Source organism: Geodermatophilus sp. SYSU D00867 (genome assembly GCF_054050315.1).
In genome coordinates this window covers 228,383-246,529 of record NZ_JBJGZC010000002.1, presented here as the reverse complement: position 1 = coordinate 246,529, position 18,147 = coordinate 228,383, and the positions used below count along the sequence as shown (strand labels likewise).

The following is an 18,147-nucleotide window of genomic DNA, read 5'->3' as shown; positions in this document are numbered from 1 at the left end:
TCCCCCCACCGCTCGCTCCCGGTGGGCCGGGCGGAGAAGGCGCCCGCCGTCGCCTCGGACTCCGCGGGCGGCAGGAGACCGGTGGCGGAGCGGTCGTCCTCCCCGAGCTCCGGGTCGACGGCGACCGTCAGGTCGGTGGCCTCCGCAGCGCGGCCGCGGTCTCACCGGCCTTGCGCCCGGCGCTGGAGACGACCCGCGCCAGCCGGACCGTCCACGGCAGCGCGACCAGGTGCTGCAGCCGCGCGGCGAGCGTCGGACAGCCCCCCTCGGGGACGGCACGGCCGGGTCGACCAGGACCCCGGGATGGGTGACGACGTGGACCTGCACGCCCCGCCGCCCACGGTGCCGGGCCCTCCCCGTAGGGCCGATCAGGGGGCGGGCACCAGCAGGGCGACACACTCCACGTGCGCGGTCATCGGGAAGGCGTCGAAGGCGCGCAGGGCGGCCAGGCGGTACCCGGCACCGGTGAAGGCGGCGACGTCGCGGCCCAGCGACGCCGGGTCGCAGGCGACGTAGACGACGGCCCGCGCCCCGGTGCCGGCCAGCACGCGGCTCACCGCGGCACCCGCCCCGGCGCGCGGCGGGTCCAGCACCACGACGTCGGGCACGCCGCCGAGCTCCTCGAGCAGCCCCGTGAGCCCCTCGGCGTCCACCTCGCCCTGCCACACCTCGGCCTGCGGCAGGTCGCCCAGGTTGACCTCCGCGGCGGCGCACGCCTCGGCGTCGGCCTCCACGCACACCACCCGGCCGGACTCCCCCACCCCGGGCGCCAGCGCGCCGCCGAACAGCCCGGCGCCGGCGTACAGGTCGAGCACCGTCTCCCCCGGCCGCACGCCGGCCAGCGCGGACACCGCGCCCACCAGCGCGTCGGCGGCCGCCTCGTGCACCTGCCAGAAACCGGTGCCCTCGACCTCCCAGTCCCGCCCGGCGGCGTGGCGCCCGGCCCGCCCGGCCGGCTCGGCGGGGACGTCGTCGCCGGCCCGGAGCACGCGGGTCGACGTCGGCACGCCGCGGCGGTCCAGCCGCGTGGTGGTCACCGTGCCCGCCGAGTCGACGGCGACGTCCACCGCCCCGGCCCCCGGCCAGCGCCGCGACAGCACCGCCCGCGCGGCCGGCTCGACGGTGATCGGGCAGTCGTCGAGGACGTGCACGTCGTGCGAGCGGTGCCGGCGCAGCCCGGGCACCCCGTCCCGGCCGACGGCGAACCGCGCCCGGGACCGCCAGCGCAGCGGCCCGCCGGGCAGCGCCTCGACGGCGAGGCCGGCCAGCACCGGGTCGGCGGCGTCCAGGCCACCGAGCCGGGTGAGCTGCTCGCGGACGACGTCGGCCTTGAGCCGCCGCTGCCCCTCCCAGGAGACGTGCTGCCAGTCGCAGCCGCCGCAGCGCCCCGGGCCGCTGTGCGGGCAGGGCCGCTCCACCCGGTCGGCTGCCGCCTCGAGCACCTCGACGGCGTCGGCGCGGCAGTAGCCGGGCTGGCGGTCCTCGGTGACCCGGACGACCACCCGCTCACCGGGCAGCGCGTGCCGGACGAACACCACCCGGCCCTCGTGCCGGGCCACGCAGTGCCCGCCGTGCGCGACCGGGCCGACGGTCACCTCGAACTCCCGGCCGGTCCACCCCGCACCCCGGTCGGGCCGGGGCGGGCGGGCCGGGCGGGCTGCCGGTCGGCGCCGCCGGTCAGCCATAGGGGGTGGCCTCGACCTGGTCGTCGGTGAGGCCGCGGCGCAGGTCGCCGGGCATGGGGCCGGAACGGCGGTCGTCCTCGTCGCCGCGGCCGATGGAGCTCTCCAGCTGCCACGGCACCGTGGTGATCATGACGCCGGGCTGGAACTGCAGCCGGGCGCGCAGCCGCAGCGCGCTCTGGTTGTGCAGCACGTTCTCCCACCAGTGGCCGACGACGTACTGCGGCACGAACACGATGACCAGCTCGCGGGGGCTGTCCCGGCGGATGCCCTTGACGTAGTCGACGACCGGCCGGGTGATCTCCCGGTAGGGCGACTCCAGCACGGTCAGCGGGACCGGGACGTCGTAGCGCTCCCAGTCCGCCTGCAGCGCGCGCGTGTCGCCCGGGTCCACGTTGACCGTCAGCGCGGTCAGCACGTCGGGCCGGGTGGCGCGGGCGAAGGCCAGCGCCCGCAGCGTCGGCTTGTGCACCTTGGACACCAGCACGATCGCGTGCACCTTGCTCGGCAGCATGCGGGCGTCGGTGTCGGGCACCAGCTGCGAGGCCACGTGCGAGTAGTGCCGGTTGATCGCCTTCATCAGCAGGAACAGCACCGGCATCACGAGGATGACCAGGTAGGCGCCGCGGGTGAACTTCGTGACCACGATGATCACCAGGACGACGGTGGTCAGGCTGCCGCCGATGGTGTTGATGACCTGCGAGCGGCGCATCCGCCGCTTCTCGGCCGCGTCGCCCGACAGCCGGATCTCCCGGTTCCAGTGCCGCACCATGCCCCACTGGCCGATCGTGAAGCTGGTGAAGACCCCGACGATGTACATCTGGATCAGCCGGTTCGGGTCGGCCTCGAAGGCGAGGATCAGCAGCGCCGCGAAGCCGGCCAGCAGCAGGATGCCGTTGCTGTAGACGAGCTTGTCGCCGCGGGTGTGCAGCTGGCGGGGCAGGAACCGGTCCTGCGCGAGCACCGAGCCCAGCAGCGGGAAGCCGTTGAAGGCGGTGTTGGCGGCGAGGATCAGCACCAGAGCGGTGGCCGCCTGGATGTAGAAGAAGCCGACCGAGGTGTCCCCGCCGAAGGTGGCCGCGGCGAGCTGGGCGATGACCGTGCGCTGGGGGTCGGTCTCGCAGTCGCCCGGGAAGCCGACGAGGTCGCAGGTGTTCTCCGCGTACCGGACGTCGCCGAACAGGGCGAGCGCGGTGACGCCGGCGAACATCGTCGCGGCGATCCCGCCCATGAGCGCCAGCGTCGTCGCGGCGTTCTTGGACTTCGGCGGGCGGAACGCGGGGACGCCGTTGGCGATGGCCTCGACGCCGGTCAGCGCGGTGCACCCGGAGGCGAAGGCCCGCAGCGCGAAGAACACCAGCGCGACGCCACCGAGGTCGTCGTAGCCCGCCTCTGGCAGGACCGACCAGCCGGCGCTCTCGGCGATGACCGGGGAGTCGGTGAAGAGGTCGCGGACCAGCCCCGTGACGATCATGACCATGATCCCGGCGACGAACAGGTACGTCGGGACGGCGAACGTCTTGCCCGACTCCCGCACGCCGCGCAGGTTGGTCGCCGCCAGCAGCGCGACCAGCCCGACGGCGATGAGCACGCGGTGCTCGTTGAGCGTGGGGAAGGCCGAGATGATGTTGTCGGTGCCCGCCGACACGGACACGGCCACGGTGAGCACGTAGTCGACCAGCAGCGCGCTGGCGACGGTGAGCCCGGCGAACTGGCCGTGGTTCTTCATCGCGACCTCGTAGTCGCCGCCGCCCGAGGGGTAGGCGTGCACCACCTGGCGGTAGGACAGCACGACGGTCGCCAGCAGCAGCACGACGACGACGGCCAGCCACGGCGCGAGGAACAGGAACGCGGTGCCGGCCAGCGTCAGGACGATCAGGATCTCCTGGGTGGCGTAGGCCACGGAGGAGAGCGGGTCGCTGGCGAAGATCGGCAGGGCCAGGGACTTCGGGAGCAGGGACTCCCCCGCGCGGTCGCTGCGGACCGGCCGGCCGACGACGAGCCGTTTGGGGAGTTGTCCGAGGTCGGACAGCTTGGGCACGGCGGCGATGGTACGGACGCGGGGGCACCCGGTGCCGCTCCGCGCCGGGCGCCCCGCCCGGAGGGGCACGCGGTCCGGGCGCACCCCCCGGACCGCCCGGGGACGGGTGTAGCTTCGCGCCCTGGACCGCGGGCGGACGGCGCCCGTGCGAGGCATCCGGGAGCGACACGTGCACGTGGTCGTCATGGGCTGCGGCCGTGTCGGCTCGGCCATCGCGCGACGGCTGGAGCAGATCGGCCACAGCGTCGCGGTGATCGACCAGGACCCGGAGGCCTTCCGCCGGCTCGGGCCCGAGTTCACCGGCCGGCAGGTGACCGGCCTGGGCTTCGACCGGCAGGTGCTGCTCGACGCCGGCATCGACTCCGCCGGCGCCTTCGCCGCCGTCAGCAGCGGCGACAACTCGAACATCATCAGCGCGCGCGTGGCGCGGGAGACCTTCGGCGTCCAGCACGTCGTCGCCCGGATCTACGACTCCAAGCGCGCCGAGGTGTTCGAGCGGATGGGCATCCCGAGCGTCGCGACCGTGCCGTGGACGGTGAACCGGCTGCTGCGCGAGCTGCTGTCGGTCAAGGTCAGCGAGATCTGGCGGGAGCCCACCGGCCGGGTGCTGCTGATGCGGGTGACCGTCACCGACGGCTGGGTGGGCCGCAGGCTCTCCGAGCTCGAGGCCGCCTCCGGCGCCCGGGCCGCCTGGCTGGTCCGCTTCGGGGAGGCGCAGCTGCCCACCGCGTCCACCGTGCTGCAGGACGGCGACCAGCTCGTCGTCGCGGCCACCGACGAGATCTCCGACCGCGTGCACCGGACGATCGAGCACCCCGAGGAGGGCAGGGCCTGATGCGCGTGGCCATCGTGGGCGCCGGGGCGGTCGGCCGCTCCATCGCCGGGGAGCTGCTCAACAACGGGCACACCGTGATGCTCATCGAGAAGGACGGCCGCAAGGTCCGCACCCGTGCGGTGCCGGGCGCGGAGTGGGTCCAGGCCGACGCCTGCGAGGTCTCCTCGCTCGAGGAGGCCCAGCTGGCCACCTGCGACGTCGTCGTCGCGGCCACCGGCGACGACAAGGCCAACCTCGTCGTCTCGCTGCTGGCCAAGACCGAGTTCGCGGTCAACCGCGTCGTCGCCCGCGTCAAGGACCCGCGCAACGAGTGGCTCTACACCGAGGCGTGGGGCGTCGACGTCGCCGTCTCCACCCCGCGGGTGCTCGCCGCGCTGGTCGAGGAGGCGGTGACCGTCGGCGACGTCGTCCGGCTGATGAGCTTCCGCAAGGGCGCGGCCAACCTGGTCGAGATCACCCTCGCCGAAAACACCCCGTGGGCCGGCCGGCCGCTGCGCGAGGTGCCGCTGCCGCGCGAGACGGTGCTGACGGCGATGCTGCGCGGCGACCGGGTCATCACGCCCACCCCGGACGAGCCGCTCGAGGTAGGCGACGAGCTGCTGTTCGTCACGCACGCCGACGTCGAGGAGCAGCTGCAGCAGGTCCTGTCGCCGACCGCTCTCTAGGCGCCGCCGGCGTCGGTCTCCACGCGGTGCCGGTGCAGGCGGGCGACGACCCAGAGCGTGAGCGCGAGGGCGGCCGCGGTCACCGGCAGGCCGAGGACGAGCGAGGCGACGCCGAGCAGGTCCTCCTCGTCGGCGAGGTAAAGCGGCGTCTGCACGGTGACGCGCAGCAGGAACGTCACCGCCCAGACGACGGTCAGCCAGCCGTAGGCGCGCACCATCCGGGGGTCGTCGCGCCAGTGCCGCTCGGGCTCGGGGTCGGCCGGGCGCCCGGTCTGCGCCGGCCCGGGCTCCGGCGGGCGCGGGCGCGGCTGGTGGTGCAGCCGGGCGCGGGCGCTGTCGACGCGGCGCCGCAGCCCGGGCAGCGTGTGCGCGGCCATCGACCCCAGGTGGCTCGGCGCGAGCCACTCGGCGACCACGCCGACCAGCGGCCAGCGCAGCGGCACGGAGCCGAGCAGCACCACGCCGATCACGGCGTTGCGGATGATCCCCGGGACGAAGTAGTTGCGCGCCTGCCCCGAGGCGGCGGCGATGGCGACCGCCACCGCGACGCCGAACAGGCCGCTGAACGCCTGCTGCACGCTCTCCCGGCGCACCAGCCGGACCAGCAGGACCAGCACGGCGGCGCCGACGGCGGCCCAGATCCCGGTGCGCAGGTCGCCGATCGAGTTGGCGACGATGAAGGCCAGCGTGGGCAGCGTGGCGTCGACCATGCCGCGCCAGCCGCCGAGCTGCTCCAGCACCATGTGCCGGTCGAAGGTGACGCCCCGGCCCGTGTCCTCGGTCGTGGTGCCGTCCGCGTGCGTGGGCTCCTGGTGCGGTGCTGCTCCCCCCGGATCGCGCCGGCCGTCGTCGTCGGCCGCCGGGATCACCCCGCGCTCAGCTCGTACCAGGGGTTGTAGATGACCTTGCGGCCGTCGAAGTTGGCGAACCGGCCGCGGGCGGTCAGCGTCCGGCCGGGCTCGATGCCCGGGATGCGCCGGCGGCCCAGCCAGACCAGGGTGACCGAGCCGGAGCCGTCGAACAGCTCCGCCTCCAGGGTGGGGACCGTCTCGCGCGGGGTGTAGACGACCGACTTGAGCCGGCCGGTCACGGTCACCACCGCCCCCTTGCGGCAGGCGCTCACCGGCTCGCAGCCGGCGCGGTCGGACTCCTCGCGCAGCTCCTGCGCGTCGATGGCGGAGTCGTCGGCGGTCAGCCGCTGCAGCGTGCGTGCGAGCCAGCCGCCGGGACGGGTCTGTGTCACGGTTCCAGGGTAGTGCCGCCCACCCGGCCGGCGGTGCGTTCCCCCAGCCACGCGCGGACCACCGCCCAGGCCTCCCCCGCCGGGTCGATGGGCACCCGGTGACCGCCCGGGACGGTGCGCACGGTCACCCGGTCGCCGGCCGCCGCGGCCGCCGCCGCGTACCGCTGCGACTGCTCGGGCGGCACGACGTCGTCCTCGGTGCCGTGCACGCACAGCACGTCGGCGCCGGTGGGCAGCAGCCCGACCGGGTCGGCGGCCGCGTAGCGGCCGGGCACCTCACCCGGCTCGCCGCCGAGGAACTCCTGGACCGCGCCGCGGCCCAGCCGCTGCTCCGCCGCCCGGCCCAGGTCCACGACGCCGGCCTGCAGGACCGCCGCGGTCACCCGCACCCGCGGGGCGGCGCCGGGCGCGCCGGCCGGCAGCCGCGTCCGCCCGGCGGCCCACGCGGCCAGGTGCCCGCCGGCGGAGTGCCCGGCGACGGTGACCGAGCCGAGGTCCAGCCGGCCGGCGTCCGGGAGGTCCGGCAGCGCGTCGAGCGCAGCGGCGACGTCCTCCAGGGTGGCCGGCCACCCGCCGCCGCTGCCGACCCGCCGGTACTCGACGGCGATGGCGGCGTACCCGGCGGCGGCGAGGTCGGCGGCCAGCGGGCGGGCCAGCTCGACGCCGTACGCCGCCCGCCAGAACCCGCCGTGCAGCACGACGACCACGGGCGCCGGGTCCTGCCCGTCGGGCAGGGTCAGCTCGAGGAACTGGTCGGGGTGGGAGCCGTAGGCGACGACCGCGGGGGTCACGCGGTCGGCCGCGGCGGGGCCGCCGGTCGCCCCGGCTGCTGCCCCGCCTGCTGCTGGCGGGCCAGCTGCGCGGCGGCCTGCGGCGGGAGGGTGAGCGGCAGCTGCTCGCGCACCGGCATCGGCGAGGTGCCCCGGACCACGACCACCCGGCGGAAGACGTCCTCGAGCACCGCCGCCGCCTCGGGCGACTCGGCGGCGGGGCCGCTGATCATCCCCCGGAGGAACCAGCGGGGCCCGTCGACCCCGAGGAAGCGCGCCGCCCGGCGCACCGGCTTCGGCGGGGGCCCGCCGGGCTGGGGCGGCGGTATGACCACGACGGTGCCGGCCAGCTCGGGACCGAAGGGGCCCTCGGTCTCCTGCAGCCGCCCGCCCTGGCCGGAGGCGCTGCGCGCCAGCTCGGCGCGGACGTCGTCCCAGATGCCGGCGGCGCGGGGTGCGGCGAAGGCGGACAGCTGCAGCAGCGAGTCGCCGTAGCGCAGGGTCGCGCCGATCACCTTCTGCTGCTGGTTGAGGTCCACCCGCAGCTCGGTGCCGGGGACGGCGGGCAGCCGCAGCGAGCCCAGGTCGACGCGGGGCGTGCCGTCGTCGGGGGCGTCGGCCTCGTCGTAGGGGCCGGTGGTCTCCTCGACGTCGCGCTCGCGGTGCTGCGGCTCGGGCGGGACGCCGCGCTCGCGCAGGCTGCGGTCGATCCGGTTGCGCCGTCGTCCGAAGGGCATCTCAGGCCTCCTGTCCCGCGCCGGTGGACCCGTGTCCGCCCTCGCCGCGGACGCTCTCCGGCAGCGCCTCGACCGGTACGAAGCGGGCGGTGACGACCGGCTGCACGACCAGCTGCGCGACCCGGTCGCCGGCGCGCAGCGTCAGCGGGGTGGCCGGGTCGAGGTTCACGAGGTTCACCTTGATCTCGCCGCGGTAGCCGGCGTCGATGGTGCCGGGGGCGTTGACCAGGCTCAGGCCGTGCCGGGCGGCGAGGCCCGAGCGCGGGTGCACGAACCCGGCGTAGCCCTCGGGGATGGCCACGGCCACGCCGGTGCCCACGAGCGCGCGCTCGAACGGCGCCAGGTGCACGTCCTCGGTGATGGTGAGGTCGGCGCCCGCGTCGCCGGGCAGCGCGTAGCGCGGGGGTGTCGCCCCCGCCGCGGTCAGCCGGACGGGGACCTCCAGGGGGTCGGCCACGACGGCGACCCTAACCGCGCCGGGGCGGGGTCGGCGGACCGGCCGGGACCTCAGGCCGGGCCGCGGCGCAGGTCGGCGCGGACCCGGCGGGCGAGGGTCTCGGTGGCCTTGAGGTTGCCCCGGCCGCCGAGCGCCGCGCCGACGAACAGCGGCGCGGCCGAGCCGAGGCCGCGGGCCATCCGGCGGGACAGCCGGCGGCGCAGGGCGCGGAACCCGGCGGTGCCGAGGACGACGCCCAGCCCCTCCCGCGCGCCGGTCTCGACGGCGCGCTGCTGGGTCCAGCTGGAGAGGTAGGCGGCGGCGCGCTCGGCCGGTGTGCCGCCGGCCGGCCGGCCCGCGAGCTCGTGCAGCTCGCCGAGGAGGACGACCTCGATGCCGGCGGTGAGCAGCGTCTCGGCGCCGAGCTCGAGCGGCAGCGCCACCAGCGACCCGGGCACGAACCAGTGGGCCGCGGAGAGCCCGCCGGTGGCCGCGCCGACCGCGGCGGTGAGCCGCGCCGAGCGGGTGACGAGGGCGTCGGCGATCTCCTCGTCCGACTTCCCGGGGTAGGCGGCACGCAGCCGGGCGGCGTCGCGGACGGGCAGCCGGGGTGCGGCGGCGGTGAGCAGCTCGCCGAGCACGCCGACCGGGCCGCGGGCCGACTCCTCGTCGTCGGGTCCGCTCCCCTCCGGCGGCTCGGGACGGCGGGCGGCGCCGGCCGCGGCGGCGCCCAGGGCGGTGATGACGTCGCGGAGGACACCGGCGGCCGACCGCCGGGTGTCCGGCTGCCCAGGGGCGGGCGCCTCGTCGGCGCCCCCGCCGAGCAGCCGGGTCACGGCGTCGGCGACCGTGCGGGCCGCCCGCCCCAGGCCGGTGTCCTCGGACAGCCAGGCCGGACCGTCCCCCGACCGGTCCGGCCCCGGCCGGGGCGCGTCCTGCACGGGCCGGGGCGGCGGGACGTCGCGGGGCGCGCCGATGCGCTCCCTCGGGTCGGTCATCGGCTGCTCCCCCCGTGTCCGGTCAAGCGGTGGTGCGGCTCATGCGGCGCAGTCGCGGCAGTACATCTGGTCGCCGCGGGTGGCGGCGAGCCGGCTGCGGTGCTGCACGAGGAAGCAGCGCGAGCAGGTGAACTCGTCCTCCTGCTTCGGCAGCACGCGGACGGTCAGCTCCTCGTTGGACAGGTCCGCGCCGGGCAGCTCGAGGCTCTCGTTGAAGTCGGTCTCGTCGACGTCGACCGAGGCCGACTGGGCCTCCGCCCGACGGGCCTTGAGCTCCTCGAGGGAGTCCTCGCCGAGCTCGTCGGCCTCGTTGCGGCGCGGGGCGTCGTAGTCGGTGGCCATGGGGTGTGCCCCTCCTCCGGGGTAGTTCGCGGACGCGGGGCGTCCGCCTCGTCCGACGGCGGCGGGGTCCGCCGTCGGCCTGGCCGGCCGCCCGGGGGCGGCCGCTGGTCACGGACCGGACCTGCTCCCGGCCGACCACGGGGTCGGCTCGGTACGGGACCGGCAGCCCCCCAACGCCGTGCGGCCCCGGTTTGTGCCCGCCTGTCCGCGCGGGACACACGAGGACGGACGACGGCCCGTCCGGGGCGCCGGGACCGGCCCGGGCGGGCGGTCGGGAGGCGGAGTGCCGGAGGTTACCCTGCCGCCCGTGTCGAGTCCCGTGGGAGCTGACCCCGCCGTCGTCGGTCCGTATCTCGCCTCCGTGCTCAACGACGAGCGCTGGCGGGAGGTGAGCGTCGAGCTGATCGCGGCGGGCATGTCCAACCTCACCTACGTCGTCACCCCGGCCGGGGGCACGGCCGACGACGCGGTGATCCTGCGGCGACCCCCGACGGGCGCGGTCCTCGCCACCGCCCACGACATGGTCCGCGAGCACAAGGTCGTCTCCGCGCTCGGGCCGACGTCGGTCCCGGTGCCGCGGACGCTGCACCTGTGCACCGACACCGGGGTGCTGGGCGCGCCGTTCTACGTCATGGAGCGGGTCGTCGGCCTGCACGTGGTGAACGAGATCCCGGCCGGCTACGCCGACACCCCGGAGCTGCGGCGGCGGATCGGCGACGGGCTGATCGACGTCCTGGCCGACCTGCACGCCGTCGACGCCGAGGCCGTGGGCCTGGGCGACTTCGGCCGGCCCGAGGGCTTCCTCGCCCGGCAGGTGCGCCGGTGGACCAAGCAGTGGGACGCCACGCGCGACCGCGACCGCCCCCACATGGACGCCCTCGCCGAGCGGCTGGCCGAGACCGTGCCGGCCACCCAGCGGACCGGGATCGTGCACGGCGACTACCGGCTGGACAACTGCCTGCTCGACCCCGAGCGCCCCGGCGCCGTCCGCGCCGTCCTCGACTGGGAGATGTCGACCCTCGGCGACCCGCTCACCGACATCGGGATGCTGTTCGTCTACTGGCCCGAGGCCGGGGAGACCCGCCCGGTGCTCAGCCCGGTGACGACGCTGCCCGGCTTCCCCACCCGCCGGGAGATCGCCGAGCGGTACGCGGAGCGCAGCGGCGTGGACCTCTCCGACCTCGACTGGTACGTCGGGTTCGCCTTCTTCAAGTTCGCCGCGATCGTCGCCGGCATCGTGGCCCGCTCGGCCGCCGGCGCGATGGCCGGCAAGGACACCTCCGGCTACGCCGACCGCATCGACCCGTGCGTCGAGCTGGGACGCGCCGCGCTGGAGGACGGTGCCCTCTGAGCGCCGGTGGCGTGCCTAGACTCCGCGCGACCCGACCTGGACTCCGCGCGACCCGACCTGGCGCGGCCCGCCGGACCCCTCCGGGTCGCCGCCGAGGAGGACGACCGTGAGCACCAGCACCGCCACCCCGCCGGTGCGTCCCCGCAAGGACCGTCGCTACCTGCCGCCGCTGGTCTTCCTGCTCGTGCTGGCCCTGGGCGCGCTCGCCGTGTGGTGGAAGGTCTTCTCCGACGAGGGCGCCCGGGACGCGGCGCAGGCCGCGGCGTGCGAGACCGCCGAGGCGGCGCCGCCGTCGCTGGACCCCAGCACGGTCACGGTGCGCGTCTACAACGCCTCGGACCTCGCGGGCAAGGCGCAGGAGGTCGCCGGTGAGCTGACCGCGCGCGGCTTCGTCGTCGAGGAGGTCGCCAACGACCCGACCGACCGCGAGGTGACCGGCCCGGGCGAGATCCGGCACGGCGCGCGCGGCACCGACGCCGCCCGGTACCTGTCGCTGTTCCTCCCGGACGCCGGCGCCTACCAGGACACCCGCGCCGACGCCCGCGTCGACCTGGTGATCGGCCCGGAGTTCACCGGGCTGGCCCCGGCCGACCAGGTCGCGGCCACCCTCACCCCGATCGCCAGCGCCGAGGCCGCCTGCTGACGACCCGTCAGCGCACCTCCGGGTGGAGCCGGTCGAGCAGCGCGAGCAGCGGCCCGGCCACCGTCTCGGGGACGGCGACCGCCATCGGCTCGGCGAACGGCCGGCCGGGCAGGCCGGTGACCACCAGCCCGGCCTCGGCGGCGACCAGCGCGCCGGCGGCGTGGTCCCAGGGCTTGAGGTCCAGCTCGTAGTAGGCGTCCACCCGGCCGGCGGCCACCGAGCACAGGTCCAGCGACGCGCAGCCCTGCCGGCGGATGTCGCGGACCTCGGGGAGCAGCTGGGCGACGACGGCGCCCTGGGCCCGCCGCTGCTCCACGCGGTACCCGAACCCGGTGGCCACCAGCGTCTGCCCGAGGGACGCCGGCCGGTTGCCCTCCAGCCGCACCGGCTCGGGCCGCGCCGGGGTGGAGAGGAACGCCCCGCCACCGGCGGTGGCGGTGAACAGCTCTCCGGTGGGGACGTCGAGCACCGCGCCGGCCACCGTGACGCCGTCGACCTGGGCGGCGATGGACACGGCGTACCCGCGCAGCCCGTAGAGGAAGTTGACGGTGCCGTCGATCGGGTCGACGACCCACCGCACGCCGCTGGTGCCCGCGCGGGAGGCGCCCTCCTCGCCGAGCAGGCCGTCGTCGGGCCGGGCGGCGAGCAGCCGGCCGGTGATCAGCCGCTCGGAGGCGGTGTCGACGGCGGTGACGACGTCGGTGGGGCTGCTCTTGACGTCGACGGCGGCCGCGGCCGACCCGCGCTCGCGGGCGACGAGGTCGGCCGCCTCGCGGGCGGTCGCGACGGCGAGGCCGAGCAGCTCGGCGGGGGGTGGCGAGGCACTCACCCGGGCGATCCTGCCCGAGCCGCCGCCCGGGGTGCGGTCCCGGTCACTAGGGTGACCGGCGTGCAGGGGTTCGGCGTGGACATCGGCGGCAGCGGCATCAAGGGGTGCCTGGTCGACCTCGAGGCCGGTGCGCTCGTGGGCGAGCGGGTGCGGGTGGAGACGCCCCAGCCGTCCACGCCGGAGGCGGTCTACGAGGTCGTCGCCGGCATCGTGTCGTCCTTCGGCTGGACCGGCCGCATCGGCGTCACCTACCCCGGGGTGATGAAGCGCGGGGTCGCGCACACCGCCGCCAACATGGACAAGGCCTGGATCGGCACCGACGTCGACGCCGGGCTCAGCGCGCTGGTGCCCGGGACCGTCGAGACCCTCAACGACGCCGACGCCGCCGGGCTGGCCGAGATGCGCTACGGCGCCGGCCGGGACCAGGACGGCGTCGTCCTCATGCTCACCTTCGGCACCGGCATCGGCAGCGCGCTGTTCGTCGACGGGCGGCTGGTGCCCAACACCGAGTTCGGGCACATCCAGGTCGACGGCGAGGACGGCGAGAAGCGCGCGTCGGCGGCCGCCCGGGAGCGCGAGGACCTCAGCTATCCGCACTGGGCCAAGCGCGTCGACCGCTACCTCGACGTCCTCGAGGCGGGGCTGTGGCCCGACCTGATCATCGTCGGCGGCGGGGTGAGCAAGAAGGCCCACAAGTGGGTGCCGCTGCTGAGCACGCGGACGCCGGTGGTGCCCGCCCAGCTCCAGAACGACGCCGGCATCGTCGGGGCCGCGCTGGCCGCCGCGGAGCGGCTGGAGCCCTGACCGGGGCACGGTCCCGCCCTTCCGGGCGATCCCGCGCCGTTCGAGGCGGTGGTCACACCGACTCCCGTCGCTACAATGGAAGAGCCCCAGCCCGTCACCACCCAGCCGGGAGTCATCCCCCGTCCGAGCAGCGGCGAAACACCGTTCCGGACTCTGGGGCCCTCCCCGCTCCGCGGCCGACGGCCGGGGCCGCTGCCCGGGAGTCACACCGCCCCCGGGGAACGCACCCAGCACGGGAAGGATCCTGAGTGCCCGCCGACAAGCCTGCACCGGACGACACCGCCGCGAGCAGCACCCGCTCGAAGACGGTCGCCGCGAGCACCCGGTCTCCCCGGACCAGCGCCACCGTCGGCGTCGCCGACGACGCGCCGGCCAAGCCCGCCGCACGCAAGCGGGCCGCCACGGGCAAGGCCAAGACGGCCGCCCCCAAGGGAGCCGCGAAGCCGAGCATCAGCCCCTCCCCCGGTACCGGTGAGGGCACCGTGCTGACCGCCGTCGCGTCCGAGGACTCCGCCGTCGCGGTGGTCGACGCCGGGGCCGAGGGCCTCACCATCGACGAGACCGTCGTCGCCGGTCCCGACGGCGCCGAGGCCGAGGCGCCCGCCGCCGAGGAGACCGCCGAGGGCGGCGGCGACTTCGAGTGGGACGACGAGGAGGAGTCCGAGGCGCTGCGGCAGGCCCGCAAGGACGCCGAGCTCACCGCCTCGGCCGACTCGGTCCGCGCCTACCTCAAGCAGATCGGCAAGGTCGCCCTCCTCAACGCCGAGGAGGAGGTCGACCTCGCCAAGCGCATCGAGGCCGGCCTGTACGCCGCCGAGCGCATGCGCCAGGTCGAGGAGGAGGGCCAGAAGCTCTCCCCGCAGATGCGCCGCGACCTCAACTGGATCATCCGCGACGGCGAGCGCGCCAAGAACCACCTGCTGGAGGCCAACCTCCGCCTGGTGGTCTCCCTCGCCAAGCGCTACACCGGCCGCGGCATGGCGTTCCTGGACCTGATCCAGGAGGGCAACCTCGGCCTGATCCGCGCGGTCGAGAAGTTCGACTACACCAAGGGCTACAAGTTCTCCACGTACGCCACCTGGTGGATCCGGCAGGCGATCACCCGTGCCATGGCCGACCAGGCCCGCACCATCCGCATCCCGGTGCACATGGTCGAGGTCATCAACAAGCTCGGCCGCATCCAGCGCGAGCTGCTCCAGGACCTCGGGCGCGAGCCCACCCCGGAGGAGCTGGCCAAGGAGATGGACATCACCCCGGACAAGGTGCTGGAGATCCAGCAGTACGCCCGGGAGCCGATCAGCCTCGACCAGACCATCGGCGACGAGGGCGACAGCCAGCTCGGTGACTTCATCGAGGACTCCGAGGCGGTCGTCGCCGTTGACGCGGTCAGCTTCACCCTCATGCAGGACCAGCTGACCAGCGTGCTGCAGACGCTGTCCGAGCGGGAGGCCGGCGTGGTCCGGCTGCGGTTCGGCCTCACCGACGGCCAGCCGCGCACGCTCGACGAGATCGGCCAGGTCTACGGGGTCACCCGCGAGCGGATCCGGCAGATCGAGTCCAAGACGATGTCGAAGCTGCGCCACCCCAGCCGCTCGCAGGTGCTGCGCGACTACCTCGACTGAGGAAGGACCCTCCTGCCCCCCACCGCTCGCAGGCTCGCGGCGGGCCCCTGCAGGAGGGCCGTTCCAGGACGTCACCTGACGGCCGGCACCCAGCACGGGTGCCGGCCGTCGGCGTGTGCCGGCCGCGTTGCGGGATGGTCACGATCTCACCCTGCCGGGCGGACGGCGCGGTGTACGGCGGCACCGGCCGGGTAGACGGCGTAGCGTGGGCGACGTCGAGACAGCAGCGGACCCACAGCCGGAAACCAGCCCGGCGCCCGGAACGACCCAGCACCACCAACAGACCGGCACCACCCAGAGGTCCCTGCTGACCACCGTCCCCACCGGTCCCAGCGGTCACCGGCTCACCGGAACCCGGCGAGTCGCCCGCAGTGACACGAGGCACGGGAACAGGAGGATCCATCCTGGCGCTGTGCAGGAGGCCGATCCGCAGCAGCGGGTCCGTGCGGTAGAGAGCGAGTGATGACCCAGATGACCCAGACGCTGACGACGACCCCCGCCGCCGACGACCTGGTCGTGCCCTTCCACTGCGACCGGTGCGGCGCACTGGCCAAGGTGCGTGTCGTGCTCGCCAGCGGCAGCGACCTCGTGTTCTGCGGGCACCACGCCCGCGAGTACGAGTCCAAGCTCCGCGACATCGCCGTCGACATCATCGAGACCGACGGCGAGCAGCGCCTCGCACACTGAGAGAGGCGCTATCGTCGCTCACCGCGATGATGCCCTCACCCGACGCCGCCGCCGGCGTCCCCGATCCGCCTGACGCGGACGGGGACCCGGCGGCTCCGTCGTTCCCGGGGTCCCCCGGTCGACGGCGACCCGAGGAACCCCCGATGCCGCAGCCCCCTGCCTCCTCCCCGTCGACCGGCACCGCCCCCGAGGCGGACGCCGACGCGCACGCGGGCCTGTCCGACGACACCCGCCCGGTCCCCCGCGACCGCGGTCCCGTCGGGCCCGACGCACCCCCTCCGCCGGCCGCCGCCCCCGCCGACACACCGGAGCAGCCCGCCCCGGACGCCGGCGACACGCCCGGGCCGGACCCGGTCCACGACACCGTCGCGCTGACCGGCGGCCCGGCCGCACCGGAGACCGGGCAGCGGACCACCCAGCCGGTCGAGCCGGCCGCTGCCGAGGCTCCCGCCGGGGACGCCTCGGACACCGTCGTCCTCGGCGGTGCCGCCGCCGTCCCGGCCGACCCGCCGGCTCCCCGGCCGCCCGCCGCTCCCCCCGTCCCCCCGCCCGGCTCCGGCGACGGCCCGGGCGACGGCGGCGGTCCCGGCGAGCCGCCCGCGGGCGCCCGCCGTCCCCGCTGGCGCCGGCCCGCCGTCCTGGCCCCCGCCGGCCTGCTCGCCGTCCTCGGGCTGGCCTGGGGCGTCGACGTGCTGGTGGCCGGGGACGACGTCCCCCGCAACACGGTGGTGGCCGGCATCGACGTCGGCGGCCTGTCCCCCGCGGCCGCCGCCGACCGGCTCGAGCAGGACCTCGCCCCCCGGGTCGCCGCCGACCACGTCGTCGTCGCCGACGACGTCGAGGCCACCCTGTCCCCCGCCACCGCCGGCATCACCCTCGACGTGGACGCGACCGTCGACGCCGCCGACGACCAGCCGCTGAACCCCTGGACCCGCCTGGTGTCGCTGTTCAGCGAGCGCGAGGTCGACCCGGTCATCACCGGCGAGGACACCGCGCTGGTCGCCCAGGTCGACACCATCGCCACCCAGGTGGACCGGGTGCCGGTCGACGCGACCATCGCGATCGAGGGCACCACGCCGACCCTGGTCGAGCCGGTGGACGGCCGGACGCTGGACCGCGAGGGCGCCGCCGAGGCGATCACCGCGGCGCTGGCCTCCGGCGGCGACCCGGAGACGCCGATCGAGCTGCCGGTCGACGTCGAGCCGGTGCGGGTGGGCACGGAGGAGGCGCAGCGCGTCCTCGACGAGACCGTCACCCCCGCGCTCGCCGCGCCGGTCACGGTGACCAGCCAGGACGGCGGCACCTCGGTCGAGGTCCCGGTCGAGGCGATCGCGGCGTCCCTGACGTTCACCCCGCAGGACGGCGGCGAGCTCGCCGTCGCCGTCGACCCGGCGGCGCTGCAGTCGGCCATGGCCGAGGACTTCACCGCCTTCGGCGAGCCGGCGCAGGACGCCCGCTTCGAGGTCGTGGGCGACGGCGTGCGGGTCGTGCCGTCGGTCGACGGCACCGGCGTGGACCCGCAGGCCCTGTCCGGCCAGCTGCTCGAGGTGCTGGACGACCCGGCGCCGCGCACGGTCACCGCGCAGCTGGGCCCGGTGCCGGCCGAGCTGACCACCGAGGAGGCGCAGGCGCTCGGCATCGTCGAGGAGGTCAGCTCCTTCACGACCACGACGACGAACAACGCCAGCGCCACCAACATCCGGACGGTGGCCGAGGAGGTCGACGGCGCGCTGGTGCTCCCCGGCGAGACGTTCAGCCTCAACACCCACACCGGCCCGCGCGGCACCGCGCAGGGCTACGTGCCGGCCAACGTGATCAGCGGCGGCGAGCTGTCGACGGCGGTCGGCGGCGGCATCAGCCAGTTCGCCACCACGATGTTCAACGCGGTCTTCTTCGCCGGGCTCGAGGACGTCTACCACAAGCCGCACAGCTTCTACATCAGCCGCTACCCCGCCGGCCGCGAGGCCACCGTGTACGAGGGCCAGATCGACCTGCAGTGGCGCAACGACTCCGACACCGGCATCTTCGTCGACACCCGGTGGACCCCCGGGGCCTCCGGCGGGTCGATCACCGTGACCTTCTACGGGACGCGGCGCTACGAGATCGAGGCGATCGAGGGCCCGCGGACGAACTACCGGCAGCCGGCGGTGCAGGAGAAGGTCGACGACGGCGACTGCATCCCGCAGTCCGGCGTGCAGGGCTTCGACGTCACCGTGACCCGGGTGTTCCGCGACCTGCAGAGCGGCTCGGAGATCAGGCGGGAGACGTTCGAGACCAGCTACGCCGCCGAGGCGGTCATCCGCTGCGTCGCCCCGGCGCCGGCTGCCGACCCGGCCGCACCTCCGCCCGACGGCGGCACGCCGCCGGCGGGGCCCACGGCCTGACCCCGCTCCCCGACCGGGTCCACCGGCGCCCGGCCCCGCCCCGTCGGCGGCAGGGGCGGGCGCCGGGCGTGCACACTG

Annotated in this window: 18 protein-coding genes; 8 read left to right on the top strand and 10 right to left on the bottom strand. The window is 75.8% G+C overall.

Translation table 11 applies throughout. The annotated features are described in order from the left end of the window. Positions 1-368 precede the first annotated feature (368 nt). Positions 369-1,685 carry a class I SAM-dependent RNA methyltransferase gene (locus ACI8AK_RS03280; protein WP_456955097.1) on the bottom strand — a complete coding sequence of 439 codons (1,317 nt, stop codon included), beginning with the start codon at positions 1,683-1,685 and terminating at the stop codon, positions 369-371. Beyond that, a complete protein-coding gene (locus tag ACI8AK_RS03275) occupies positions 1,678-3,723 on the bottom strand; it encodes an APC family permease (protein WP_387990866.1) in 2,046 nt (681 codons plus the stop codon). Before ACI8AK_RS03275 ends, ACI8AK_RS03280 begins: the two co-directional genes overlap by 8 nt. Positions 3,724-3,892: 169 nt before the next feature. On the opposite strand from ACI8AK_RS03275, the gene ACI8AK_RS03270 reads away from it, so the two are divergent. Beyond that, positions 3,893-4,558, top strand: a complete 666-nt coding sequence (locus ACI8AK_RS03270) for a potassium channel family protein (RefSeq protein ID WP_387990863.1) — start codon at positions 3,893-3,895, stop codon at positions 4,556-4,558. Then, complete coding sequence (locus tag ACI8AK_RS03265) at positions 4,558-5,223, top strand: potassium channel family protein (RefSeq protein ID WP_387990860.1); 666 nt, start codon at positions 4,558-4,560, stop codon at positions 5,221-5,223. The genes ACI8AK_RS03270 and ACI8AK_RS03265 overlap by 1 nt, the downstream gene beginning before the upstream one ends. Here ACI8AK_RS03265 and ACI8AK_RS03260 read toward each other — a convergent pair. The 7 genes from ACI8AK_RS03260 to ACI8AK_RS03230 are packed head-to-tail and all read right to left on the bottom strand — an operon-like array spanning position 5,220 to position 9,749. Continuing rightward, on the bottom strand, positions 5,220-6,092 hold the full coding sequence (locus ACI8AK_RS03260) for a DUF3159 domain-containing protein (protein ID WP_456955096.1): 873 nt from the start codon (positions 6,090-6,092) through the stop codon (positions 5,220-5,222). The genes ACI8AK_RS03265 and ACI8AK_RS03260 overlap by 4 nt on opposite strands. Next, the gene (locus tag ACI8AK_RS03255; protein WP_387990854.1) at positions 6,089-6,466 is read right to left on the bottom strand and encodes an OB-fold nucleic acid binding domain-containing protein; all 378 of its coding nucleotides are present in this window, start codon (positions 6,464-6,466) and stop codon (positions 6,089-6,091) included. Before ACI8AK_RS03255 ends, ACI8AK_RS03260 begins: the two co-directional genes overlap by 4 nt. Beyond that, positions 6,463-7,257 carry an alpha/beta hydrolase family protein gene (locus tag ACI8AK_RS03250; RefSeq protein ID WP_456955095.1) on the bottom strand — a complete coding sequence of 265 codons (795 nt, stop codon included), beginning with the start codon at positions 7,255-7,257 and terminating at the stop codon, positions 6,463-6,465. The genes ACI8AK_RS03255 and ACI8AK_RS03250 overlap by 4 nt, the downstream gene beginning before the upstream one ends. Further along, complete coding sequence (locus tag ACI8AK_RS03245) at positions 7,254-7,973, bottom strand: DUF3710 domain-containing protein (RefSeq protein WP_456955094.1); 720 nt, start codon at positions 7,971-7,973, stop codon at positions 7,254-7,256. Before ACI8AK_RS03245 ends, ACI8AK_RS03250 begins: the two co-directional genes overlap by 4 nt. Position 7,974: 1 nt before the next feature. Further along, positions 7,975-8,430, bottom strand: coding sequence for a dUTP diphosphatase (gene dut, locus ACI8AK_RS03240; RefSeq protein WP_387990845.1), 456 nt, complete (start codon positions 8,428-8,430; stop codon positions 7,975-7,977). A 50-nt stretch (positions 8,431-8,480) separates the two neighbouring features. Further along, positions 8,481-9,407, bottom strand: coding sequence for a hypothetical protein (locus tag ACI8AK_RS03235; RefSeq protein WP_387990842.1), 927 nt, complete (start codon positions 9,405-9,407; stop codon positions 8,481-8,483). Positions 9,408-9,446: 39 nt separating this feature from the next. Beyond that, positions 9,447-9,749, bottom strand: a complete 303-nt coding sequence (locus tag ACI8AK_RS03230; protein ID WP_204693870.1) for a DUF4193 domain-containing protein — start codon at positions 9,747-9,749, stop codon at positions 9,447-9,449. Positions 9,750-10,056: 307 nt separating this feature from the next. On the opposite strand from ACI8AK_RS03230, the gene ACI8AK_RS03225 reads away from it, so the two are divergent. Continuing rightward, positions 10,057-11,100, top strand: coding sequence for a phosphotransferase family protein (locus tag ACI8AK_RS03225; RefSeq protein WP_456903264.1), 1,044 nt, complete (start codon positions 10,057-10,059; stop codon positions 11,098-11,100). 106 nt (positions 11,101-11,206) lie between these two features. After that, positions 11,207-11,743 carry a LytR C-terminal domain-containing protein gene (locus ACI8AK_RS03220; protein ID WP_456903265.1) on the top strand — a complete coding sequence of 179 codons (537 nt, stop codon included), beginning with the start codon at positions 11,207-11,209 and terminating at the stop codon, positions 11,741-11,743. A 7-nt stretch (positions 11,744-11,750) separates the two neighbouring features. Here ACI8AK_RS03220 and ACI8AK_RS03215 read toward each other — a convergent pair whose 3' ends face one another. Continuing rightward, positions 11,751-12,572, bottom strand: coding sequence for an inositol monophosphatase family protein (locus ACI8AK_RS03215; protein ID WP_456903266.1), 822 nt, complete (start codon positions 12,570-12,572; stop codon positions 11,751-11,753). A 60-nt stretch (positions 12,573-12,632) separates the two neighbouring features. On the opposite strand from ACI8AK_RS03215, the gene ppgK reads away from it, so the two are divergent. The 4 genes from ppgK to ACI8AK_RS03195 all read left to right on the top strand — a co-directional run bounded on the left by ppgK (position 12,633) and on the right by ACI8AK_RS03195 (position 18,069). Next, positions 12,633-13,376, top strand: a complete 744-nt coding sequence (gene ppgK / locus ACI8AK_RS03210) for a polyphosphate--glucose phosphotransferase (protein WP_387990831.1) — start codon at positions 12,633-12,635, stop codon at positions 13,374-13,376. A 248-nt stretch (positions 13,377-13,624) separates the two neighbouring features. Further along, positions 13,625-14,998 carry an RNA polymerase sigma factor gene (locus ACI8AK_RS03205; RefSeq protein ID WP_387990828.1) on the top strand — a complete coding sequence of 458 codons (1,374 nt, stop codon included), beginning with the start codon at positions 13,625-13,627 and terminating at the stop codon, positions 14,996-14,998. 462 nt (positions 14,999-15,460) lie between these two features. Further along, positions 15,461-15,685, top strand: a complete 225-nt coding sequence (locus tag ACI8AK_RS03200; RefSeq protein WP_143108228.1) for a DUF7455 domain-containing protein — start codon at positions 15,461-15,463, stop codon at positions 15,683-15,685. Between the two features lie 143 nt (positions 15,686-15,828). Then, on the top strand, positions 15,829-18,069 hold the full coding sequence (locus ACI8AK_RS03195; RefSeq protein WP_456955093.1) for a VanW family protein: 2,241 nt from the start codon (positions 15,829-15,831) through the stop codon (positions 18,067-18,069). Positions 18,070-18,147 lie beyond the last annotated feature (78 nt).

Excerpts from the sequence above, each read along its gene's own strand:
- ACI8AK_RS03280 (WP_456955097.1), bottom strand. The coding sequence starts at position 1,685 with ATGGCTGACCGGCGGCGCCGACCGGCAGCCCGCCCGGCCCGCCCGCCC.
- ACI8AK_RS03265 (WP_387990860.1), top strand. The coding sequence starts at position 4,558 with ATGCGCGTGGCCATCGTGGGCGCCGGGGCGGTCGGCCGCTCCATCGCC.
- ACI8AK_RS03245 (WP_456955094.1), bottom strand. The coding sequence starts at position 7,973 with ATGCCCTTCGGACGACGGCGCAACCGGATCGACCGCAGCCTGCGCGAG.
- ACI8AK_RS03235 (WP_387990842.1), bottom strand. The coding sequence starts at position 9,407 with ATGACCGACCCGAGGGAGCGCATCGGCGCGCCCCGCGACGTCCCGCCG.
- ACI8AK_RS03230 (WP_204693870.1), bottom strand. The coding sequence starts at position 9,749 with ATGGCCACCGACTACGACGCCCCGCGCCGCAACGAGGCCGACGAGCTC.
- ACI8AK_RS03200 (WP_143108228.1), top strand. The coding sequence starts at position 15,461 with ATGACCCAGATGACCCAGACGCTGACGACGACCCCCGCCGCCGACGAC.
- ACI8AK_RS03195 (WP_456955093.1), top strand. The coding sequence starts at position 15,829 with ATGCCGCAGCCCCCTGCCTCCTCCCCGTCGACCGGCACCGCCCCCGAG.